The sequence below is a fragment of the Buchnera aphidicola (Nurudea yanoniella) genome (genome assembly GCA_039829995.1).
Lineage (GTDB): Bacteria > Pseudomonadota > Gammaproteobacteria > Enterobacterales > Enterobacteriaceae > Buchnera_B > Buchnera_B aphidicola_AV.
Map to the genome: position 1 here is coordinate 401,373 of CP140036.1, position 23,098 is coordinate 424,470.

General features: G+C 23.8%; 23 protein-coding genes, 2 tRNA genes and 1 pseudogene. 18 read left to right on the forward strand and 8 right to left on the reverse strand.

What is annotated here, in order from left to right; translation table 11 throughout:
• Positions 1-253: 253 nt before the first annotated feature.
• Positions 254-733 carry a transcription elongation factor GreA gene (gene greA, locus U0T64_01775; protein ID XBC41095.1) on the reverse strand — a complete coding sequence of 160 codons (480 nt, stop codon included), beginning with the start codon at positions 731-733 and terminating at the stop codon, positions 254-256.
• Between the two features lie 487 nt (positions 734-1,220).
• On the opposite strand from greA, the gene U0T64_01780 reads away from it, so the two are divergent.
• The 5 genes from U0T64_01780 (at position 1,221) to cgtA (ending at position 4,754) form a co-directional block, all read left to right on the forward strand.
• Complete coding sequence (locus U0T64_01780) at positions 1,221-1,469, forward strand: BolA/IbaG family iron-sulfur metabolism protein (protein ID XBC41096.1); 249 nt, start codon at positions 1,221-1,223, stop codon at positions 1,467-1,469.
• Positions 1,466-2,716 (forward strand): UDP-N-acetylglucosamine 1-carboxyvinyltransferase, encoded by a 1,251-nt coding sequence (murA, locus tag U0T64_01785; GenBank protein ID XBC41097.1) that lies wholly within the window; start codon positions 1,466-1,468, stop codon positions 2,714-2,716. The genes U0T64_01780 and murA overlap by 4 nt, the downstream gene beginning before the upstream one ends.
• A gap of 299 nt (positions 2,717-3,015) precedes the next feature.
• Positions 3,016-3,336, forward strand: a complete 321-nt coding sequence (rplU, locus tag U0T64_01790) for a 50S ribosomal protein L21 (GenBank protein XBC41098.1) — start codon at positions 3,016-3,018, stop codon at positions 3,334-3,336.
• A 3-nt stretch (positions 3,337-3,339) separates the two neighbouring features.
• Positions 3,340-3,600 carry a 50S ribosomal protein L27 gene (gene rpmA / locus U0T64_01795; GenBank protein ID XBC41099.1) on the forward strand — a complete coding sequence of 87 codons (261 nt, stop codon included), beginning with the start codon at positions 3,340-3,342 and terminating at the stop codon, positions 3,598-3,600.
• A 152-nt stretch (positions 3,601-3,752) separates the two neighbouring features.
• On the forward strand, positions 3,753-4,754 hold the full coding sequence (gene cgtA, locus U0T64_01800) for an Obg family GTPase CgtA (protein ID XBC41100.1): 1,002 nt from the start codon (positions 3,753-3,755) through the stop codon (positions 4,752-4,754).
• 229 nt (positions 4,755-4,983) lie between these two features.
• On the opposite strand, the gene rpsI is transcribed toward cgtA, so the two are convergent.
• Both rpsI and rplM read right to left on the reverse strand, forming a co-directional pair.
• A complete protein-coding gene (gene rpsI, locus U0T64_01805; protein ID XBC41101.1) occupies positions 4,984-5,376 on the reverse strand; it encodes a 30S ribosomal protein S9 in 393 nt (130 codons plus the stop codon).
• Positions 5,377-5,393: 17 nt separating this feature from the next.
• Entirely contained in the window at positions 5,394-5,822 is a 429-nt protein-coding gene (gene rplM, locus U0T64_01810; GenBank protein XBC41102.1) for a 50S ribosomal protein L13, read from the reverse strand.
• Between the two features lie 366 nt (positions 5,823-6,188).
• On the opposite strand from rplM, the gene U0T64_01815 reads away from it, so the two are divergent.
• The 6 genes from U0T64_01815 to rplS all read left to right on the forward strand — a co-directional run bounded on the left by U0T64_01815 (position 6,189) and on the right by rplS (position 11,108).
• The gene (locus tag U0T64_01815) at positions 6,189-7,331 is read left to right on the forward strand and encodes a chorismate mutase (protein XBC41103.1); all 1,143 of its coding nucleotides are present in this window, start codon (positions 6,189-6,191) and stop codon (positions 7,329-7,331) included.
• Positions 7,332-7,691: 360 nt separating this feature from the next.
• Entirely contained in the window at positions 7,692-9,035 is a 1,344-nt protein-coding gene (ffh, locus tag U0T64_01820; GenBank protein XBC41104.1) for a signal recognition particle protein, read from the forward strand.
• 99 nt (positions 9,036-9,134) lie between these two features.
• On the forward strand, positions 9,135-9,410 hold the full coding sequence (rpsP, locus tag U0T64_01825; GenBank protein ID XBC41105.1) for a 30S ribosomal protein S16: 276 nt from the start codon (positions 9,135-9,137) through the stop codon (positions 9,408-9,410).
• 77 nt (positions 9,411-9,487) lie between these two features.
• Positions 9,488-9,943 carry a ribosome maturation factor RimM gene (gene rimM, locus U0T64_01830; protein XBC41522.1) on the forward strand — a complete coding sequence of 152 codons (456 nt, stop codon included), beginning with the start codon at positions 9,488-9,490 and terminating at the stop codon, positions 9,941-9,943.
• 58 nt (positions 9,944-10,001) lie between these two features.
• Positions 10,002-10,718, forward strand: a complete 717-nt coding sequence (gene trmD, locus U0T64_01835) for a tRNA (guanosine(37)-N1)-methyltransferase TrmD (protein ID XBC41523.1) — start codon at positions 10,002-10,004, stop codon at positions 10,716-10,718.
• Between the two features lie 36 nt (positions 10,719-10,754).
• On the forward strand, positions 10,755-11,108 hold the full coding sequence (gene rplS, locus U0T64_01840) for a 50S ribosomal protein L19 (protein XBC41524.1): 354 nt from the start codon (positions 10,755-10,757) through the stop codon (positions 11,106-11,108).
• 161 nt (positions 11,109-11,269) lie between these two features.
• Here rplS and tldD read toward each other — a convergent pair whose 3' ends face one another.
• A complete protein-coding gene (gene tldD / locus U0T64_01845; GenBank protein XBC41106.1) occupies positions 11,270-12,721 on the reverse strand; it encodes a metalloprotease TldD in 1,452 nt (483 codons plus the stop codon).
• Positions 12,722-13,120: 399 nt separating this feature from the next.
• Here tldD and aroQ point away from each other — a divergent pair, with 399 nt between their 5' ends.
• Positions 13,121-13,582, forward strand: a complete 462-nt coding sequence (gene aroQ / locus U0T64_01850) for a type II 3-dehydroquinate dehydratase (GenBank protein XBC41107.1) — start codon at positions 13,121-13,123, stop codon at positions 13,580-13,582.
• A 223-nt stretch (positions 13,583-13,805) separates the two neighbouring features.
• Here the strand turns inward: aroQ and rluD are convergent, their stop codons facing one another.
• Positions 13,806-14,759, reverse strand: a complete 954-nt coding sequence (rluD, locus tag U0T64_01855) for a 23S rRNA pseudouridine(1911/1915/1917) synthase RluD (GenBank protein XBC41108.1) — start codon at positions 14,757-14,759, stop codon at positions 13,806-13,808.
• Between the two features lie 332 nt (positions 14,760-15,091).
• On the opposite strand from rluD, the gene alaS reads away from it, so the two are divergent.
• From alaS to U0T64_01885, 6 genes are all read left to right on the forward strand, one after another.
• Positions 15,092-17,731, forward strand: a complete 2,640-nt coding sequence (alaS, locus tag U0T64_01860; GenBank protein XBC41109.1) for an alanine--tRNA ligase — start codon at positions 15,092-15,094, stop codon at positions 17,729-17,731.
• Between the two features lie 148 nt (positions 17,732-17,879).
• Positions 17,880-18,065 carry a carbon storage regulator CsrA gene (gene csrA, locus U0T64_01865; GenBank protein XBC41110.1) on the forward strand — a complete coding sequence of 62 codons (186 nt, stop codon included), beginning with the start codon at positions 17,880-17,882 and terminating at the stop codon, positions 18,063-18,065.
• Positions 18,066-18,293: 228 nt separating this feature from the next.
• A tRNA-Ser gene (locus U0T64_01870) sits at positions 18,294-18,381 on the forward strand.
• Between the two features lie 18 nt (positions 18,382-18,399).
• Positions 18,400-18,473, forward strand: a tRNA-Arg gene (locus U0T64_01875).
• A gap of 117 nt (positions 18,474-18,590) precedes the next feature.
• Entirely contained in the window at positions 18,591-20,111 is a 1,521-nt protein-coding gene (gene gshA, locus U0T64_01880) for a glutamate--cysteine ligase (protein ID XBC41111.1), read from the forward strand.
• 257 nt (positions 20,112-20,368) lie between these two features.
• Positions 20,369-21,088: an endonuclease gene (locus U0T64_01885; protein XBC41112.1), complete on the forward strand. Its 720-nt coding sequence runs from the start codon at positions 20,369-20,371 to the stop codon at positions 21,086-21,088.
• A gap of 110 nt (positions 21,089-21,198) precedes the next feature.
• Here the strand turns inward: U0T64_01885 and U0T64_01890 are convergent, their stop codons facing one another.
• The 3 genes and pseudogenes from U0T64_01890 to rpiA all read right to left on the reverse strand — a co-directional run bounded on the left by U0T64_01890 (position 21,199) and on the right by rpiA (position 23,059).
• Positions 21,199-21,801, reverse strand: coding sequence for a 5-formyltetrahydrofolate cyclo-ligase (locus U0T64_01890; protein ID XBC41113.1), 603 nt, complete (start codon positions 21,799-21,801; stop codon positions 21,199-21,201).
• 104 nt (positions 21,802-21,905) lie between these two features.
• Positions 21,906-22,124, reverse strand: a pseudogene (gene zapA / locus U0T64_01895) (cell division protein ZapA).
• 257 nt (positions 22,125-22,381) lie between these two features.
• Positions 22,382-23,059, reverse strand: coding sequence for a ribose-5-phosphate isomerase RpiA (gene rpiA / locus U0T64_01900; GenBank protein XBC41114.1), 678 nt, complete (start codon positions 23,057-23,059; stop codon positions 22,382-22,384).
• Between the last annotated feature and the right edge of the window lie 39 nt (positions 23,060-23,098).

A 23,098-nucleotide genomic window follows, 5' to 3' on the forward strand; every position in this document is an offset into this window, starting at 1 on the left:
ATTATAAATATAATAATTTAAATTTTTATGGAACGTTATTAGAATAACTATGAAATGTAATAAAAAATTTAATTCAGTAAATAAAGTACGCTAAAATTGTAAACCTCATCTATTATATAAAATTCCTATTTTATAAAAAATATTATATCAAAGGAAAGTTTTTTCTTAAAGAACAATAAAAGTTTTATTTAAAAAAAAATCGTATTAACTCTTTAAAAATTTAATTAATATTTTGTGTATAAATGTATATTTATTAAATATATTCTACATTTTCTATTTTATATCTTATACCACCTAATGGAGTCTTAACAATAGAAATATAATTGATCTTTTTTCCAATTAATCCTCTAGCTATAGGAGAATTTACTGAAATTAAATTCAATTTAAAATTTGCCTCGTCATCCCCTACAATGCGATATGTAAATCTTTTATTAACATGTAAATTCAATACAGTAACTGTAGAACCAAATACAACAATTCCATTATTTTTCAAAAGAGAAACATCAATAATTTGCGCTCTTGACAATTTCAATTCAATTTCTTTAATTCTTCCTTCACAGAAACTTTGTTCTTCTCTTGCTGCATGATATTCTGCATTTTCTTTTAAATCTCCGTGTTGTCTTGCTTCTATGATAGAAGCTATAATTTTTGGTCTTTTTACTGTTTTAAGAATTTCTAATTCTTTTTTCAGTTTTTCAAAACCAGATAATGTCATGGGATTTAAATTATTCACATTAATTCCTTGAAATACATTTAAAAAAATATACTTAAATATGTTATCAAAATTATTTGATGTTTAAAAATTTCTAAAATTTATCAAAAATACAATAAATATGTCTTTAAACATCTTAAGATTTTTTTAAATAAAAAATAAAGAATATTTTATAAAAAATTAATACAACTTGATGTTGATTAAAGACTTTTAAATAATCATTATAAAACAATAGTTAAAATGTTAATATTAATGATATAAAAAAACAAACTGTAAAATGTGAATTACTTTCTAAATAAAAACTATATTAATAAAATTTAAAAATATGAAAACACGAATTATGTTCTTTTGATATATTAAAAAAATAAATAAAAATTTTAAAAAATTAACTTTTAAAATATATATCTTAGATATTTATTTCAAAAACATGTTCGTATGTTACATGAAATAATAAGTATGTTAACAAAACATTTTTTCGCTATATAATAATGTTTATTGGAAAACACTAATGATTACAAAACAAATTAAAAATTTATTAAAAGATTCTTTATCTCTAAACAAAATCAAAGTACGAGGAGATAACAATTATCTTGAAATAGTAGCTATTGATAATATTTTTCACAATAAAAGCGAAGTAGAAAAACAAAAAATAATCTATTCAAAATTAATGAACTATATTACAGAAAAAAAAATTCATTCTATTTCAATAAAAACATATTCTGTAACAGAATGGGAAAAATCGCTAAATAAAAAATGAAAACATGTTATATAACTGGGCCAACTAATCTTTCGGGAGAAGTTAAAATATCTGGATCTAAAAATGCCGCTTTACCTATATTACTAACATCTATATTATCAAAAGAACCAATAGAACTGCACAATATTCCAAAAATTCAAGATACTATAAACGCAATAAAAATACTAGATAAGTTAGGAGTTAAAATAGAAATAAAAAAAACAATATACCTTGATTCAAATCAAGCAAAAGTTTGCAAAATACCTTATTGTATAACAAAAAAAATACGTGCTTCTATATGGATATTAGGTCCTTTATTAGCAAGATTTGGATATGCAAAAATATCTTTTCCTGGAGGCTGCAAAATAGGAAATAGGACAATTGATTTACACATATTCGGATTAACTAAATTAGGAGCTAATATTACTATATATAGAAATTACATTATTGGATTAGTTGTAGGAAAGTTACAAGGTACTAGAATCATGTTTTCTAAATCTAGTGTAGGAGCTACTATTACTGCTATGAGTGCAGCTACATTAGCTGTAGGAATTACTATAATTTTTAATGCTGCACTTGAACCAGAAATAGTTGATGTTGCAAATTTTCTTAATAGTCTAGGAGCTCAAATAAAAGGGGCAGGAAGCAAAAAAATTATTATAAAAGGAGTTTCTAAACTTTACGGGGGAAAATATAAAATCATACCAGATAGAATTGAAACAGGAACTTTTCTAACAGCAGCTGCTATTTCAAATGGACGTATCATTTGCTATAACACCGAACCAAAAATATTAACATTTTTATTAAAAAAATTTATGCAAGTAGGAGCAAAAATAAAGACTGGAAACGATTGGATTAGCCTTGATATGACTAATCAATATCCTAAAGCTACCAATATCATAACTTTCCCATATCCAGGTTTTCCGACTGATATGCAAGCACAATTTACATTATTAAATTTAATATCCGAAGGAATTAGCACAATAACCGAAACTATATTTGAAAATCGTTTTATACATATTCATGAACTTAAAAAAATGGGTGCACGAGTAAAAATTAAAAAAAATTCAATCTTCTGTCATGGTGTAAAAAAATTAAGATCAGCTAAAATTATTGCATCAGATCTACGAGGATCTGCTAGTTTGATACTCGCTGGATGTATCGCAAATGGAAATACAATTGTAAAAAATTCTGATATTGTTACACGAGGATATGAGAATTTTTATAAAAAACTTAAAATGTTAGGTGCTAAAATTACAAATCAATAAATTGATTATGAAAAATTTTTAATATTATAAAGATGATATTCATAAATATTATTAATTATTAAATTTATATACATATTAATAAAATTAAAATACTATCTTTTATGTTTTAATGATTTTTAATTTTTAAAATTATTAAAAAAATAACACTTTTTACATTTAAAACATTTTTTAAATTACATTTTTATAAAATTTTGTTCTATACATATAAAATATAAACATATATTAAAAATTATAAATATAAAATTCACTAAACATTAAATGAAATCATTGAAACATACAAAAACAAATGGATAAAATTCATGTACGCAATTTTTACACATAGTGGAAAGCAATATAAAGCCGAAACGGGAAAAATTATAAAAATAGAAAAATTAAATTGCAAATCTGAAACAAAAATACAAATAAAAGATATTTTATTAATTTCTCATGAAAAAAAAATAATAGTAAAAAAAAAAGAACTGCTTAAAAGTTTTATATTAGCAAATGTTATAAGTCATGGCCGTGATAAAAAAATTAATATAATAAAATTTAATCGAAGAAAACATTATAAAAAACACCAAGGTCATCGTCAATATTTTACTAAAATTTTAATTACAAATATTTGCACAAAAAAGGAGTAAAATATGGCTCATAAAAAAGCAGGGGGATCAACCAGAAATGGAAGAGATTCTCATTCCAAACGACTTGGAATAAAACACTTTGAAGGCGAATTAATATTTCCAGGAAACATTATAGTTCGTCAAAGAGGTACAAAATTTCATGCTGGAAAAAACGTAAAGTGTGGAAAAGATCATACTTTATTCTCTACAATACGGGGAAAAGTAAAATTTCAAATAAAAGGAATAAAACGTAAAAAATATGTAAGTATTATTGAAAGTCAATAATAATTTTCTTGTTTTGCGTAAAAATAAAATATCTTGAAAATCAAAAATATTTTTATTTATACGTGAAACAAGGGTAATGTCTAAATATTTTTCTTTTAAACTAGAATAAAATAACGCAAACCATCAAAAAAAAATATTTATAGGACACTAAAATGAAATTTTTAGATCAGGCAACAATTTGTATTATAGCAGGGGACGGAGGAAATGGATGTATCAGTTTTAGAAGAGAAAAATACATTCCAAAAGGAGGTCCTGATGGAGGTGATGGAGGAAATGGAGGTAGTATCTGGTTACAATCAAATAAAAATTTAAATACCCTAATAGATTTTAAACACAAAAAAACTTTCAAAGCTAACAATGGAGAAAACGGAAAAAATAAAAAAAAATCTGGAAGAAAAGGAAAAGATATAATAATTCAGATACCTATTGGAACAAGAATCATCGATAAAAATACAAATGAAATAATAGAAGACATAACAGACGATAAAAAACTCGTTTTAGTAGCTAAAGGTGGATGGCACGGATTAGGAAATACAAGATTTAAATCTTCAAAAAATAGAACACCTAGAAAATGTACTCTAGGAACTTCAGGAGAAAAAAGAGAAATTCGATTAGAACTAATATTATTAGCCGATGTAGGAACGCTAGGATTACCAAATTCCGGAAAATCCACTTTGGTAAGCCAAGTATCTCGAGCGAAAACTAAAATAGCAAATTATCCATTTACAACACTTCAGCCAATATTAGGAACTGTACAAATTGAAAAAAATAAAAAATTTGTTATTGCTGACATACCAGGATTAATTATGGGGGCATCCAAAGGCTATGGGCTTGGAACTCAATTTTTAAAACATTTAGAGAGATGTCGATTATTATTACACATCATTGATATTTCTATTAAAAATAAATTTAACATTTTTCAAAATATTAAAATTATTTTAAAAGAAATAAAAAATTACAACAAAAAAATATTCACAAAACCAATATGGATTGTATTTAACAAAATAGATTTGATAAGTACAAATGAAATTAAAAATATTGTTGAATATATTAAAAATAACTTACAAAACACACAACCAATGTATTTAATTTCATCAATTAAAAAAAACGGAATTCAAATATTATGTCAAGATATTTTTAAATTTTTGAAATAAAAATTTTTAAAATATGAAAACTAAATTTATAAATACTGCACTATAAGACGTTAATAATTATATAATATTAAAAAATATATTTAATTAATAAAAATACATTTTAAAATTTTTTAAAAGAACAAAAAATAATCATATATTTTAAAAAATATTATAAATAAAATGAATTTTACCCGGCTTTTCCGGGCAACTAAAAATTATCACTATAAAAAATTTATGCGATAAAAATAATTTAACGTTTAGAAAATTGAGGGCGTTTTCTTGATTTTCTCAGACCTACTTTTTTTCTTTCTACTTTACGAGAATCACGAGTAATAAACCCTAATCTTCTAAGCTCTTTACGAAAAGAAGAATCGAAATCTACTAGTGCACGAGTAATACCATGGCGAATAGCACCAGCTTGACCCGAAATTCCACCTCCTTTTACAGTAATATATAAATTACACTTGTTTAACATATTAACAGCTTTTAAAGGTTGTCTAATGATCATAGAAGTAGTTTTACAACAAAAATAGTTTTCTAACAAACGATTATTAATCGTTATCATTCCTTCTCCAAGTTTAAGAAAAACACGAGCAGAAGAACTTTTTCTACGACCAGTTCCATAATTATATATTTGATTCATTACTATATATTCCCTCACTAAACAATTAAAATTTTTGGATTTTGTGCTATATGAGTATGATTATCATCAGGATAAACTTTAAGTTTTTTAAACATTTTACGGCCAAGAGGGCCTTTTGGTAACATACCTTTTACTGCAATTTCAATGGCTCTAGTCGGAAAGCTAGATATCATATCTTTAAAAATTATTTTTTTAATTCCACCTATATAACCTGTATGACGATAATAAATTTTATCAGTATATTTCTTTCCTGTAACTACTATATTTCTAGCATTAATAACAATTAAATAATCACCTACATCAACATGTGGAGTATATTCCACTTTATTTTTTCCACGTAATCTACTGGCTATAAAAGAAGCTAATCTTCCTAAAATCTTTCCTGTAGCATCAATACAATACCAAGATTTTTCTAAATTTTCAGTTTTAGCAAAATAACTTTTCATACTTAACTACCTACATAAATTTAATTTTTTCAATTTTTATAAAATTTTATAATGTAAATAATATATTAAATACTAATAATTTAATAGTATTGTAAAATTTACAAACACATTGATGTATGTAAAATATACTTGATTTAATTAAATTAAAAAAATTATTATATTTAATATATTTTATTATCACCGATTTATAATAATTGAGTATTGTATATATAATTATAAATTAAAAAATTTAAATAATTATAACTCGTCTGTTTCTATTTTAATTGTTTTTTCATACTGAATAACTATTACAGATCGAAAAATCTAAAAAATAGAAATAATGTTATTTTAAAACAACATATTTTAAAAACACACAGGAAATAAAATATGAAATCTGCTAATACTTTATTAAAATTACGAAATATTATTAATGACTTAGATACAAACTTAATCAATCTACTGTCTAAAAGAAAAAAAATAGCTGTAAAAATAGCAAAAATAAAGATAAAAGAAAAATATCCAATTAAAGATATAGAAAGAGAACAATTATTGTTAAATAACCTTATAACGCTCGGGGAAACATACAATCTTGAAAAAAAATATATTTATAACTTATTTCAAATTATCATAAAAAATTCAATTTCTGTCCAAAACAACTGGATAAAAAATAACTACTATGAAACAAAAAAACTAAAAACTTTTTCTTTTCTTGGCGATTTAGGATCATATTCTTATTACGCTGCAAAAAAGTACGCTAATAAAAAACTCAAGTTTTTTTCTAGAAACTATTGTAAAAATTTTCAAGAAATTATAAAAAATGTAGAGAATGAACAATCTGATTATGCAATACTTCCAATAGAAAATAATTCTTCAGGATCAATTGACGAAACATATACCGTCCTTAAAAATACTAAATTATTTATTGTTGATGAAATTAATGTGCCTATAAACCATTGCCTTTTATCTCAAAAAAATACTCAATTTATAGATATTAAAGTTATTTACAGTCATAAACAGCCTTTTATACAATGCAATGAATTTATAAAACATTTTCCTAATTGGAAATTAAAACATACAGAAAGTACAACTAAAGCAATACAAAAAGTTTCTCAAGATAAAAACTTTTTTTTTGCAGCGTTAGGAAGCGAATCTTGTGCAAAAATATATCAATTAAAAATTATAGCTAAAAATATTTCTAATATTAAAAAAAATATAACTCGATTCATAATATTAAGAAAAAAAAAACAAAATATCCCTATATACATTCCATCAATAACAACTATTATGGTATTAATTAAAAAAAATAAAAAAATAGTTGAAATAATAGTTACAATACTTAAAGAACATAATTTAAAAATAAGACAATTAAAATCTCACATATGTTCAAAATTATCATCAAATATAGCAATTTTTATTGATATAAACAGTCATATTAATACCAATCAAATGCAACAAACTCTTAAAAAATTAAAAGAAGTTACTTTAATTAAAATATTAGGATGTTATCCACTAGATAAATATCCTTTGTAATTTAATGTTTAAATTATAATTCATTTATACAACACTAATATAGAAAGCTCTATTTGATAAAATATGGAGAATAGAGCAAATTATTTCTACTATCAAAAATAAATATATTAATTCAAATAATTTATATATATTAACTAAAAATAAAATATTGATTTTCTTAGATATTTCTTGAAAATTTTGAATTAAAAAATATATAAAGTTATATATGTTTTATTAAATATTCTTAAAATTCTTTTATTTTTAAAAATAAAAAATAACTACTTTCTTAATTTTAAATGATGTTAACAATAAAAATTGGAAATGTTTTATTTATATAACAATCTATTTAAAAAATTTTAAAACTAATTACAGAGAAAAATTATGTTTCATAACTTGACTAGCAAATTTTTAAAAATTTTTAATAAAATTTCCAATAAAGGAAGATTAACCGAATCAAATATAAAAGATACATTAAGAGATGTACGAAAAACTTTATTAGAAGCAGATGTAGCACTATCAGTAGTAAAAGACTTTACAAATTCTATAACCAAAAAATCTATTGGAAAAAATATAAACAATAGTTTTACTCCAGGACAAGAATTAATAAAAATAGTTAAAAAAGAACTAAAAAAAATATTAGGAGACAATGATAATACTTTAAATTTATCAACTCAATCTCCAACAATAATAATGCTAGTTGGATTACAAGGACAAGGAAAAACTACTAACATTATAAAATTAGGACATTTAATTCAAAAAACAAAAAATAAAAAAATACTAGCAGTATCCATAGATATTTATCGACCTGCAGCCATCAAACAATTAGAAATATTGTCAAAAAAAACAAAAATCGATTTTTATCCGTCTAAAATTAGTGATAATCCAATAGATATAGCACATTCAGCTTTAAATTTTGCTAAATCAAAACTTTATGACATATTATTAATTGATACTGCTGGACGTCTTCATATCGATACACATATGATGGATGAAATAATTAAAATCACTAAATCGATACAACCTAACGAAATTTTATTAGTAGTTGATGCTATGATAGGGCAAGATGCTGTAAACATAGCCCATAAATTTAAAGAAAATCTACCAATTACTGGATTTATTATAACCAAAACAGATAGCAATTCTAGAGCAGGCATTATGCTTTCAATGAAATACATCACAAAAAAATCAATTAAATTTATAAGTACAGGAGAAAAACTAGAAGAATTTGAAATTTTTTATCCCGATAGAATGGTAAATAGAATTCTGGGAATGGGAGATATGCTGTCATTAATAGAAAATATTGAAAATAAAATAAGCAAAAAAAATATCCAAAAAATGACAAATTTTATAAAACACAAAGATGAATTTAATTATAATTCTTTACTAACTCAAATTAAACAAATTAAAAAAATTGGAAATGTTTCTTCAATATTAGGGAAATTACCGCAAACTCAAAAAATGTTTAAAAACATTCAAAATAATATAAACGAAAAAATATTATTACAAATGGAAACAATGATTTATTCTATGACTCCCGAAGAAAAAAATAAACCAGAACTCATTAAAGGATCAAGAAAACGGCGTATTTCTAAAGGATCAGGATTATCTATACAAAATATCAACTTATTAATAAAACAATTTTACAATATAAAAAAAATCATGAAGAGCATTAAAAAAAATGGAATCAATAAAATGATGAAAGGCATGAACAATATTATAGGTTAATAAAAAAAAATTACAAAGAAATAAAATATTTCTTACAAAATCTTTTTTAAGTTATAATATATGAAATTATTATAAATATTTAACAAAAGAAAAATTATCATGGTAAAAATTCGTTTAGCAAGATTAGGAGTTAAAAAACGTCCATTTTACAGAATAGTTGTGGCTGACAGCAGATCACCTAGAAATGGAAAATTTATAGAAAAAATAGGATTTTTTAATCCTATTTTACCTAAAAATTCTAGAAAAATTTTACGTTTCAATTTCGAAAGATTACAATATTGGAAAAAAAATGGTGCTTCGATGTCGGATAGAGTAAAAAGTTTAATGAAAAAATCCTCAAAATATTTACATGCAAATAAAGAGTTAAAATTATAAATACGAAAAATAAACACTGTAAAAGTTTAGTTATCGCACAATTTGGAATACCGTATGGAATATTAGGATGGATTCGAATATTTTCTTTTACAGAAAATAAAAAAAATATTTTTAAATATTTTCCTTTGTACATAATGAAAGAAAAAACAAAAAAAACTATTCATATTTGCAATTGGAAAAATAAAAATAAATATTTCATAGCAAAAATAAAAGACGTAGATGATCGGTCTAGTGCTAAAACATTAACTAATAAATATATTAACATTGACGAAAACGTACTACCACAATTAAAAAAAAATGATTATTATTGGAAAGACATAATAAATTGCAATGTTATAAATGAAAGTAATGAAAAATTAGGTATAGTGAGCAGAATTATTAAAACACCATCTAATGATATACTTATAATTAAAAACATCATGAAAAACAAAAATATCTTAATACCTTTTATTACAAAAACAATTATAAAAAAAATAAATATTGCAAAAAAGATGATTATAGTCAAATGGAATCAAAGTTTTGAACGAATATAACGTAAAAAAAAATACAAAAAATTTTTTACACATAGGAATAATAAGTATTTTTCCAGATATGTTTCATTCCATTATAAATTATGGAATTACTAGAAAAGCAATCAAAAAAGGAATAATAAAACTTGAAATATTAAATCCAAGAAATTACACGAAAAATAAATATAGAAACATTGATAATCTTCCTTACGGGGGTGGTCCTGGAATGCTAATGATGGCAGAACCACTTAAATTAGCAATAGAACACGCTAAATCTATAATACATTCTCAATCAAAAGTCATTTATTTATCTCCTAAAGGATCTAAAATACATCAAAAAAAAATTAAACAATTGTCAAAAATACAACACATAATTTTTTTATGTGGGCGATACCAAGGTATAGACGAACGCTTAATCAGTAGTAAAATAATAGATGAAGAAATATCAATTGGAGATTACATTCTCAGCGGAGGAGAGTTACCTACGATGATCTTAATAGATATGTTGTGTCGATTTATTCCTGGAGTATTAAAAAAAAATCAATCAAAAAAAAATAATTCATTTTATAATGGATTATTAGATTGTCCTTATTATACAAAACCTAGGATTTTCAATAATATAGAAGTTCCATACGTTCTGTTATCTGGAAATCATAAAGAAATAGCAATATGGAAGCTAAAACAATCATTAGGTCAAACGTGGATAAAAAGACCAGATTTATTAAAAAAAATACAACTTTCAAAAAAAGAACTAAACTTACTGAAACAATTTAAAATCGAATTTTTAAAAAAAAATTAAATCAATTCACCTTAAAATATATATCGGAAACTTATTATTGTGAATATTATTCAAACAATAGAAAAAGAACAAATTAAAAAAAAATTTCCTTTTTTTAGATCAGGAGATACTATAGAGGTTAAAATATGGATAGTGGAGGGAGCGAAAAAGAGACTTCAATCATTTGAAGGAATAGTTATATCTAAACGTAATAGAAATGCTTACTTCTCATTTTGTATTCGGAAAATATCTCATGGAGATGCTATAGAACGCGTTTTTCATGCTAATTCGCCCCATATCGAAAACATTAATATAAAAAGATATGGAGATGTAAGAAAATCAAAATTATATTATTTAAGAAAAAAAATAGGAAAAGCGGCTAAAATAAAAGAACTATTAATAAAGAAATAATATTATTTAAGAAAAAATTCCTTTTAATTTTTTATAAAACGCAATTGTCATGCAGTCATATTAATTACAACTTGACTGCATAATTTCTATAAAAATTAATTTAACCTATGATTTTTTAAAAATATTAAATATTAACAATAATATCTCAATATTATAATTCTTTATGATGTTCCTCCTATTGTAATTTTATCTAACTTTATTGTTGGTTGACCCACTCCAACGGGAACACTTTGTCCATTTTTTATACATGTTCCAACTCCTTCATCTATCTTGAAATCATTTCCTACCATGGAAATTTCTTTCATTACATTACTTCCCGAACCAATTAACATAACATTTTTAATAGAATTTAAAATTTTTCCATTTTTTATTAAATATGCTTCAGAAGTAGAGAAAACAAAGTGTCCCGAAGTAATATCTACCTGTCCTCCACTAAAATTAAGGGCATATACTCCGTACTCTATACTATCAATAATCTCTTCAGGAGTTGATTTTCCTGGTAACATATATGTATTTGTCATACGTGGATACGGTAAATGTGCATATGACTCCCTCCTTCCATTTCCAGTAGATTTAACCCCCATTAAACGAGAATTAAACTTGTCTTGAATATAGTTTTTTAAAATTCCATTTTCTATTAATATATTATATTGACTTTGAACTCCTTCGTCATCAATTGTTAATGAACCTCTCTTTTTTTTTATCGTTCCATCATCTACAATAGTGCATAATTTCGAAGCTACTTTGTGTCCTATTTTCCCAGAAAAAGCCGATGTTCCTTGACGATTAAAATCTCCTTCTAATCCATGACCAACTGCTTCGTGTAACAAAATTCCAGGCCAACCCGGGCCTAAAATAACAGGAAACATACCTGAAGGAGCACTTTTAGCACATAAATTAACTAAAGCAATTCTCACAGACTCTCTAGCATAAAATTCTACCAAAGAAATTCCAGAAATATAATTTTCTAAAAAAAAATTATAGCCATCTCTACTGCCTCCTCCACTAGAACCATGTTCGCGTTTTCCTTTACTTTCTACTATAACATTAACTGAAAGACGAACTAAAGGCCGAACATCAGCAGATAAAGTTTCATCTGTAGAAGCAATTAATATTTGGCTATATTCGCTACTCAAGGTAGCGTTAACACTAATTACACGACAATCAACACTTCGCGCAATCGCATTAACTTGATAAAGAATATCTATCTTTTCTTTTGAACTAAACTGTATTAATGGATTTTTTGAAGCATATAAAGGTTTTTTTTTAACTTTTAAAAAAGGTTTGACACGAGTACCATGACTATTTTTTTCTAAAATACTACTTGCTAAGTATGCACTTTCCTTTAAAGAATGCAGAGAAATATCATCTGAATACGAAAAACTAGTACTTTCTTGAAATATTGCTCGTACTCCTACGCCTTGATTAATATGAAAAATCCCTTCTTTTACAATATTATCTTCTAATATCCATAATTCATTATTATTCGATTGAAAATAAAGATCAGAATAATCTACTTGTTCTTTCGAAATGCTACTTAAAATTTCAAATAAATTATTATAAGAAATATTATTTGAAGACAACAAATTTTCAGTCACTAAATCAAGAACCATTATAACTCTCTTATTAAAATATAAAAATATCAATGTAATTAAAAATTATTATAAAAATAATATTGTGTTATTAACATATTTCTATTAACATTTTATTTTCATAATATAAAAAATAAACTAATATAATTAGTTTAATGTTAATTAAAACAAATAAAAATAACATCTTCATAAAAATCATACATTTTTATCATGAAATAATCTTAAAAACTATTTTATAAAAATTTTTAATACATTTATATCACAATAATTAACTAAAAACTTTTATGAATTATTTTGTAATATAAATTATATCTCTATTAAAATATTCTTATATACAAAAAATATTTTGAGTCAAAACATAATAATATATAAAATTCATAAATTATATATTGTACATAAACTAATAAAAAGAAAAACTATATGCAATATTTACTTAATATTTTAGTAATTAACGGACCTAATTTAAACTTATTAGGAGAAAGAGAACCTAATATTTATGGAAATATTAAATTAAATGAACTAATCAACAAATTAAATCAAGAAGCAAAAATTCTAAATGCAAAAATACATCATATTCAATCTAATTCGGAAAGTACTTTAATCAATGCTATCCATGATTCTAAAAATAATATAGATTATATTATAATAAATGCCGGCGCCTATACGCACACTAGTATAGCTATACGAGATGCACTTCTTAGTACTAATGTGCCTTTCATAGAAGTACATATATCTAACATTTATTCTCGTGAAAGTTTTAGATCTCACTCATGGTTGTCAGATATTTCATCTGGAGTAATCTGTGGTTTCGGATTAGATGGTTATCTCTGGGCTCTAAAAACAGCGATAAAAAGATCTAAAAAAATAAAGAAAAACAAATGATCTTTATAATTTCATAAATAAATCAATACACTTAAAATATATAAAAATTTTTCCAAGGAAATACTTTTATGTATAAATTTGTAAAATATAAAAACAAAGTAATCTTAAATTTAAAAAATTTTTTTATAAATACAGAAATTTATACAAATATATATGATACAATCACATGAAATTAAAAATTTTTTAATAAAAATAATTTAAAATAGTTACTACAATTATATTTTTATACATTATTTTTGTTTAAATGATTTAATAAATTTAAAATATCTTCTGGAATAGAACTATTCCATTCCATCCATGAACACGTTCTTGGATGTTTTAAAAGTAATTTACTTGCATGAAGAGCTTGTCTCGGAAAATTTTTAACTATATTATGCGTTGATGAATTTATATATCTGCAATACTTATATTTATTGCCATATTCACGATCTCCTATCAAAGGATGATTAATATTTAACATGTGTACTCGAATTTGATGAGTTCGTCCTGTTTCTAATTTAACCATTAAATGAGTGCAAAAAGAAAATCGTTTTATGATTCTATAATGCGTAATAGCTTCTCTTCCCCTAATTCCAATAGTCATTATAGTACGCCGGGATGAATGCCGTTTAATTGGAAAAGAAATACTTCCACCAGAAATCATTTTCCCATGAACTATTGCTTCATATTGTCTAATAATTTCTCTAGATTTCATAGATCTAATTAAAGTATTATAAGAAAAAATATTTTTTGCAATTACCATCAAACCTGTAGTATTTTTATCTAATCTATGAACTATCCCAGAACGAGGCACATTTATAAATTTATTACTTTTGTATAATAATCCATTTAACAAAGTTCCATCTTTATGACCAGCTCCTGGATGTACAACCAAATTATCTGGTTTATCAATAATTAAAATATCATTATCTTCATAAATTATATTTAAAGGAATATCTTGGGGATGATTTATATTTGCATTGCTTATTATTTTAACAGTAACTATATCGCCACATGACACCTTGATATTAGGTTTATTAAAAACTATACCATTAATACAAATTTGACGATTTAAAATACATTTTTTTAAATAAGTTCTAGAATATTCAAAAAATAACTTTGCTAACACTCTATCTAATCGCATATCCACCTGAAATACATTAGGAATAACAGCTGTTAAAATTTTAGTATTAGTCATAAAACTTCCAAAAAATAGTTATAAAAAATATTTGTAACTTATTTAATTATACCTAAATTTAAAAAATTATTTACTGTATTAAAAATACAATATAATTATTATAAATATTTAGTATTATATAAAATTAAATCTATTACTTAATAAAAAATTTTAAATTTATTTATTTTTTTAAATAAAAAACCAAATTGCAATATACATAAAATAATTTATATTACTTTGACTAAAGAAAATTTTTCAATAAAAGCGTACAATACATAAAAATATTTCAATATAAAAAATTACAACTAATTATATATTTTAACTTCTCTCAAACTATTAAAATACACTTAAAAATGAAAAAAACCACTGATGAAATAAGAAAAATATTTCTAAAGTTTTTTAAAGAAAAAAAACATATCATTGTTCCAGGGAGTTCATTAGTTTCTTCAGATGATTCCTCCCTATTATTTACAAATTCTGGAATGAATCAATTTAAAAATTTATTTTTGAAAAAAGATCCTAATTTCAAATATACTCGAATAGCTACTGTACAAAATTGCTTACGAACGGGAGGAAAACATAATGATTTTGAAAATGTAGGATATACATTCAAACACCATACATTTTTTGAAATGTTAGGAAATTTTAGTTTTGGAGATTATTTTAAAGAAGAAGCAATTACATATGCATGGGAATTTCTTACATCACGCGAATGGCTAAATTTACCTAAAAAAAAATTATGGATCACTGTTTATGATAACGATTTAGAATCACACAACATATGGGAAAAAAATACTGATGTAGAAAAAGAAAAAATTATTAAAATAGGGGACGAAAAAAATTGTAAATATACTTCTGATAATTTTTGGCAAATGGGAAATACTGGACCATGTGGGCCATCTACAGAGATATTTTACGATAAAGGAAGACGTTTTTTTGGAAATCCTCCCGGAAAAAATGCAAATAACGGAGAAAGATTTGTTGAAATTTGGAACATTGTATTTATGCAATTTAATAAAATTGACAATAATAATATGACAAAATTGCAAACTCCTTCAGTAGATACAGGAATGGGATTAGAACGAATTTCAGGAATCATACAAAAAGTAAATTCTAATTATGATATCGATATATTTCAACCACTAATAAAATTAATCGTAAAAATAAGTGATGTTACAAATATAAATTATAAACACGTATATGTTATTGCCGATCATATTAGGTCTAGCGCATTTATTATATCCGAAAACATTATTCCTTCAAATGAAAAGCATGGCTATGTACTTAGAAGAATTATTAGGAGAGCAATTCGCCATGGACATTACATTGGAATAAAAAATTTATTTTTACATAAACTTATTCCTGCTCTAATACAATCTATGGGGGAAAATGCACATATTTTACAAAAAAAACAAAAATATATTGAAACGATATTAAAATTAGAAGAAGAAAAATTTACTAATACTCTTGAAATAGGATTAAAATTACTAAATATAGAAATTAAAAAACTTAAAAATAATGTTTTAAATGGAAAAATAATCTTCGATTTATACGATACATATGGATTTCCTCCAGACTTAACTATAGATATTTGTCGCGAAAAAAATATTATTGTAAATCTTGAAGAATTTAAAAAAAAAACAGAAAATAGAAAAAAAGAAGCAAAAAATAAAAAGTTTTATAAAACAAACAATTTTAATACTGAAATTTTAAATACTTATGATATACCCTCTAATTTTGTTGGTTATACAGAAAAACAAACAGAATCACACATTTCTAAAATTATCTATGAAAACAACTTTAATACGATAATTAAAAAAAACGAATTTGGTATAATAATATTAAAAAATACTCCTTTTTATGCAGAATTAGGTGGCCAAATAGGAGATATCGGATTCATTGAAAACAATCACGGAACATTTGAAGTTCATGATACTCAAAAATTCCACAAAACTATTGGACATATAGGAAAAGTAATATCAGGACATTTAAAAGTCGGAAATAAAGTAATAGCTAAAATTAACTATATTCGTCGATTTTTAATTCAATCTAATCATACTGCTACTCATTTATTACATTCTACATTACGACAAGTTTTAGGAAATCATATATTTCAAAAAGGTTCCTATATCACTGATCGTTTCTTACGATTTGATTTTTCTCATCAAAAGTTTATTACTCGAGATGATTTACAAAAAATTGAGAATATAGTTAATATGAAAATTAGCCAAAACATATTAATTAAAACAAATATTATGAAATTAGAAGAAGCTAAAAAAAAGAACATTATCGCTTTATTTCACAAAAAATATGATGAAATAGTTCGCGTCCTTTCAATTAACAATTTTTCGATTGAATTATGTGGAGGAACTCATGCAAAAAGAACAGGAGATCTTGGTTTATTTAAAATTACTAACGAAAGAAGTATATCATCTGGAATTCGACGAATAGAAGCTACTACTGGTCAAATAGCTTTATATAACATTCATAAAAATGAAAAAAAATTACAAGAAATTTCTGAAATACTAAAAACCAAAAATACAAATATCGTAGACTCTATTAAAGTTCTTATTTTAAACAATAAAAAACTAAAACAAAAAATAAATAAAATAAATGAAAAAGAAACATGTAGAATAGTTGATAAAATTAGCAAAAATTTTGTTCTAATAAAAAATACGAAAGTTGTTATAAAATCTTTTAATAATCATGATCTTAAATTTTTAAGAAGTATAATAGATAAAATTAAAATTAAATTAAAATCAGCCATAATCATATTAGTAAATATGCTAAAAGATCATGCAAACATAATTATAGGAGTTACACCCAACATATCAAAAAAAATTTCTGCTAAAAATTTATTAAATGCACTTTTAAAAAACTTAGATGGAAAAGGAGGCGGAAAAACTTCTATAGCAGAGGGTGGAATAAATAAACTAACATGTCTTTCAAAAGAACTTATTAATATAAAAAATTGGATTAACTATCATTTATGAAATTAACAATTAAATGATCCAAAAATATAAAATTTTTATAATTTTTAAAATAATATAACACATTAAAACTTGTATTTAGCCTAATATTAGGCATCATTCCAATAATTTGGATAAGTCACAACTTTTTAAAGATTTTTAAGGAAAATACATGCTTATTCTAACTCGCCGAGTGGGAGAAACACTCATCATTGGTGATGAGATATCTGTAACAGTATTAGGTGTAAAAGGAAATCAAGTACGTATTGGTGTCAATGCTCCTAAAACAATTTCAGTACATCGTGAAGAAATATATCAAAGAATTCAAGCTGAAAAAAATCAAAAACCTAATTTTTAAATTATATCAGCATCTTGCTATCTTTTATTGAAGCGAGGTGCTGAAAAACTCAGTATTATTTATTTTATATTTTATAATATATAAATTTGTAATTGAAATCTAAAATAACTAATATAACTAAAACATTTTTTTAAAATTGCTATACAATATAAAATCAATATGATAATCTGATTCGAATAAAATATAATTATTAAATATTATTTTAAAATATTATAAGCACATATTTTAGGTGAGATGGCCGAGTGGTTGAAGGCACTCCCCTGCTAAGGGAGTATGTAAATTTCTTGCATCGAGGGTTCGAATCCCTCTCTCACCATGCTTAAATTCTAGAATAGCATCCGTAGCTCAGTTGGATAGAGCACTCGGCTACGAACCGAGAGGTCGGAGGTTCAAATCCTTCCGGATGCAAAAAATATTTTTCAAATTCAATCTGTATATTCGTAATTTTTTCATTTATCCTTTTTATAAAGTTTTTAAGAAAATACAAATTTTTCATATTGCTAAAATGAAATATAAGAGGTTAATTTGATTCCTAAAATACTTCATAAAATTGAATGGCTAAAATCTATTCCAAACCTTTCTCAGAACATACTCAGGGGAATTGAACGCGAAACATTACGTATCAACTTAAATGGAGAAATTTCAAAAAAAGATCATCCTTATAACTTAGGGTCCGCCTTAACTAATAAATGGATTACAACTGATTTTTCTGAATCATTATTAGAACTTATAACTCCTCCTGTGAAAAACTTAAATTGTTTACTTTCTATTTTACATGATATTCATAAATTTGTTAGTAAAAACATAAAAACTGAATATTTATGGCCATTTAGTATTCCACCATGTACAAATTTAAATAATTCTATAAATTTAGCAAAATATGGAACATCTCAACTTGGAAACATGAAAACACTTTATAGAATAGGTCTAAAAAATAGATATAGTGCATTAATGAATATTATATCTGGAGTACATTATAATTTTTCACTACCTATAACATTTTGGAAAATATGGAAAAAAAATAATAAAATTTATGAAAAAAATTTTATATCTGTCGGATATTTAAACTTAATTAGAAATTTTTATAAATTTGGATGGATTATACCTTATTTATTTGGAGCATCTCCAGCTATTGAACCACACTTTATTAAAAACAAAAAAACCGATTTAAAATTTAAAAAAAAAAATGGAATATTATATTTACCATGGTCTACATCTTTACGGTTAAGCCAATTAGGCCATACTAACGAATCAATAAAAAATTTAAAATTAACATTTAACTCCTTAAACAGCTATATATCCTCGCTGAAATATGGATTAAAAACACCATCTAAAAAATTTAAAAAATTAGGATTAACCGATCTAGATGGAAAACGAAAACAAATCAATACGAATATACTACAAATAGAAAATGAATTATATACTCACATCCGTCCTAAAACAGCATTAAACTATAAAAGTTCTATTTTAAATAACTTGATAAAAGAAGGTATTCAATACGTAGAAGTACGATCATTAGACATTAACCCCTTTTCATGTATTGGTATTAACAAAACACAAATATTATTATTAGATCTATTTTTAATTTGGTGTGTCATATCACATTCTCCTAAAATGACAAATAAAGAACTACAACATTATACTAAAAACTGGGAAATTGTTAGTCTCGAAGGAAGAAAACCTAAACAAACCGTATACACAACTACATACGGCCAAAAAAAAACATTAGAGTCTGTAGGAAAATATTTAATAGAAGACTTTTTTCATATAGCAGAAATTTTAGACTATCAGTTAAAAAAAAATATATACAAAAAATCATGTCAAAAAATATTTAAATATTTTGATAATGTAAATTTAACATATTCTAAAAAAATCTTGAAAAGATACATGAACAAAAACATTATAGACATTGGAATACAATTAGCTATAAAAAACAAAAATAAAGTTATGAAAAAACCATTTTCAAAATTTCAAGAAAAAGATTTTATCAAGGAAGTATTACGTTCACATTGTATGCAAAAAAAAATGGAAAATAAAGAAGAATAAAAATATACACTTTATTAAAAATGAATAAAATCGACAATAAAAAAAGTATTATTGTATATTCAATATTTCCATTATTAATTCAATTAACAAAACAATATACATTTTTGAAATACTAATTTATTAAGACGTAAACTAAAAAAATAAATTACACAAATATGAAATACTATTTAATACATATTTGTTAACACATAACTATTTCACTTAAAACTTATTTGTATATTAATTAAATGTCGTACTTACAACTAAAAAAGATTCCAATGAAAATACTATTTATTTTTGTAATTATATTATTTTCATTATCTTGTAAAAAACATAAAATACACGATAGAAATTATAAAAATTTTTATCATGCTAAATTAGAAGCCCAGAAAATTAATTTTTATGCACCTAGTTCTTTTTATTGCGGATGTAAAATATCATGGATAAAGAAAAGAGGCACACCTCAACTTAAATCATGCGGTTATAAAATTCGAAAAAATGCAATAAGAGCTCATAGAATAGAATGGGAACATGTTGTACCCGCATGGAAATTTGGACATTTACAAGCATGTTGGAAAAAGGGTGGAAGGAAAAATTGTTCTAATAACGAAAATTACGAAAAAATAGAAACAGACCTTCACAATTTACAACCTGTAATAGGTGAGATTAACGCTGATCGAAGCAATTTTGAATACGGACAATTAAAAAATGAAACAAAATATCAATATGGCTATTGCTCAATGAAAATTGACTTTAAAAACAAAATAGCTGAACCTCCAAATGCGTCTAAAGGAGCTATTGCGAGAACTTATTTTTACATGAATGAAAAATATCAATTGAATATTTCAAAAAAACAAATGAAATTATTTTATGAATGGGACAAAAAATACCCAGTTAGCTCCTGGGAATGCAAAAGAGACAATTTAATATCTAATGTTCAAGGCAATCATAATCCATATGTTTATCATAATTGTGCAAACATTAAAAAACAACATTGAGAATATATTCTATGAAATAAAAAATTATCACGTTTATTACTTAAATTTTTAACATAATTTAATAAGTCTAAACAATCAAAAACTTAAATATATTCTAAAATATAAAAATTTTAATTATATTGCTTCCATAACTTACTAGGAGTAAAAATCACTGGAAGGGGGGTTTCCCAAGGAGCTGGAGAAAGTCTATTTATTAATTGAAAATCATAAGCTAATCCAATGGGAAAAAAATTTTTATTTTTCCAATTATATAAAATTTTATCATAAAATCCTCCTCCCATTCCTAAACGGTATCCAAATTTGTCAAAAGCTACCAATGGACAAATAATTATATCCATTTCATAACAAGAAAAACAAGAATTTTTATCAAATACTATAGGTTCAAGAATATTAAATTTATTTAATACAAGATTAGTACTATAAAGATATTCAGAAAATAACAATATTTTTTTACGAAATGAATGAATAACAGGAACAAAAACATTATACTTTTTCTGCCACAACTTTGATATTAATACACTAGTTTCAATTTCTCCATCAAAAGATAAAAAAACTGCAATATTTTTACAAAAACTAAGAACTTTTGAATCAAATATCATACGGGAAATTTTTATAGAATACAGATACTTTTCTTCTAATGTAAGTAATTTTCTTAACTTTCTAAAATATATTCTTTGAATATTACGGTTTATAAAAAAATTTTTAGAATGCAAAAATTTTATCCTATATTTTATAACAATATATTAATTTATTTTCTTTTAATTATGTGTATCTTTTTCAAATATGAAATAATTTTATTCAATCTAGAAATAACTTTTTTAATTTTTAATTTTTCATTTTCTAATTCATAAGATATATTTAATGCTGTTACAAATATTAATTTTTCTGTATTAGAAACCCCAGTTTTGATTTTTAAATCTTGTAAACGCATATTTAAATAATCAGCTGCATGTTTTAAATCTTTACTCAATTCAGTAGGACAATTAACTTTTAACGATCGACCGAATAATTTTATATCTATATATTGAACTGACATTTTATAATTATACCTAATATAATTAATAAAAATATTATTGACAATGTTAATTTATTATATATTGATAAAAACTGTCACTACTTTTTTATAAAATATTTATAAAAATAATGTTTTCAATAAATAATAATTATTTATATAAAAACAAATTTTTAACAAAAAACAAAAATAAAAAATTTAAAAATATAAATAAAAATTTATTTTCAAACTTTATATTTTATAATTTTATGTGCTTAAAAATATTTACTAAATAATAAAATTTACAAAAAAGCATTAATTTTTTTTTTTATAACCTTTATTTCTGATTGTGTACTGATTAAAGCAATATCAGCAGTTCGTATTGCAAACAATCCTACACTTACTACACCAGGAAAACAGTTAATTTTTTTTTCCATGATAACAGGATCAAATATTTCAAAATTATATACATCGATGATTATGTTTCCGTTATCTGTAACAACATTTTTCCTAATCTTAGGTGTACCTCCTAGTCTTTTTAACTTTCTACATATATAATAAGCAGACATTGGAATAATTTCTATTGGTAATGGAAACTTTCCTAAGACTTTAACTAATTTCGTTTCGTCAGCAATACAAATGAATGTTTTAGCTGCAGAAGCAATGATTTTTTCTCTTGTTAATGCTGCACCCCCTCCTTTAATCATTTGCAAATTTAAATTGATTTCATCTGCACTATCAAAATAATAATTTAACGATTTTATATCATTTAAATTACATACAGGAATTCCGTATTTTTTTAAAAAAGAGGTAGAAAGACTAGAACTCGATACTACGCCACCAATTAAATTTTTGAATGAACTTAAAGCTTTTATAAAATATGATATAGTAGATCCTGTACCAATTCCAATAATTGATCCAGGAAAAATATAATCAATAGCAGCTAATGCCACAGATTTTTTTAATTCATTCAAATTCATTATTTAAGAATCCATACTAAATTTTTAATGTTTATTATA

Coding starts and splice junctions, on each gene's coding strand:
- rpsP (XBC41105.1), top strand. CDS start 9,135: ATGGTAAAAATTCGTTTAGCAAGATTAGGAGTTAAAAAACGTCCATTT.
- ffh (XBC41104.1), top strand. CDS start 7,692: ATGTTTCATAACTTGACTAGCAAATTTTTAAAAATTTTTAATAAAATT.
- tldD (XBC41106.1), bottom strand. CDS start 12,721: ATGGTTCTTGATTTAGTGACTGAAAATTTGTTGTCTTCAAATAATATT.
- cgtA (XBC41100.1), top strand. CDS start 3,753: ATGAAATTTTTAGATCAGGCAACAATTTGTATTATAGCAGGGGACGGA.
- rpsI (XBC41101.1), bottom strand. CDS start 5,376: ATGAATCAAATATATAATTATGGAACTGGTCGTAGAAAAAGTTCTTCT.
- rluD (XBC41108.1), bottom strand. CDS start 14,759: ATGACTAATACTAAAATTTTAACAGCTGTTATTCCTAATGTATTTCAG.
- rpiA (XBC41114.1), bottom strand. CDS start 23,059: ATGAATTTGAATGAATTAAAAAAATCTGTGGCATTAGCTGCTATTGAT.
- U0T64_01780 (XBC41096.1), top strand. CDS start 1,221: ATGATTACAAAACAAATTAAAAATTTATTAAAAGATTCTTTATCTCTA.
- aroQ (XBC41107.1), top strand. CDS start 13,121: ATGCAATATTTACTTAATATTTTAGTAATTAACGGACCTAATTTAAAC.
- csrA (XBC41110.1), top strand. CDS start 17,880: ATGCTTATTCTAACTCGCCGAGTGGGAGAAACACTCATCATTGGTGAT.
- alaS (XBC41109.1), top strand. CDS start 15,092: ATGAAAAAAACCACTGATGAAATAAGAAAAATATTTCTAAAGTTTTTT.
- rpmA (XBC41099.1), top strand. CDS start 3,340: ATGGCTCATAAAAAAGCAGGGGGATCAACCAGAAATGGAAGAGATTCT.
- trmD (XBC41523.1), top strand. CDS start 10,002: ATGTTTCATTCCATTATAAATTATGGAATTACTAGAAAAGCAATCAAA.
- rplM (XBC41102.1), bottom strand. CDS start 5,822: ATGAAAAGTTATTTTGCTAAAACTGAAAATTTAGAAAAATCTTGGTAT.
- U0T64_01815 (XBC41103.1), top strand. CDS start 6,189: ATGAAATCTGCTAATACTTTATTAAAATTACGAAATATTATTAATGAC.
- murA (XBC41097.1), top strand. CDS start 1,466: ATGAAAACATGTTATATAACTGGGCCAACTAATCTTTCGGGAGAAGTT.
- U0T64_01885 (XBC41112.1), top strand. CDS start 20,369: ATGAAAATACTATTTATTTTTGTAATTATATTATTTTCATTATCTTGT.
- rplU (XBC41098.1), top strand. CDS start 3,016: ATGTACGCAATTTTTACACATAGTGGAAAGCAATATAAAGCCGAAACG.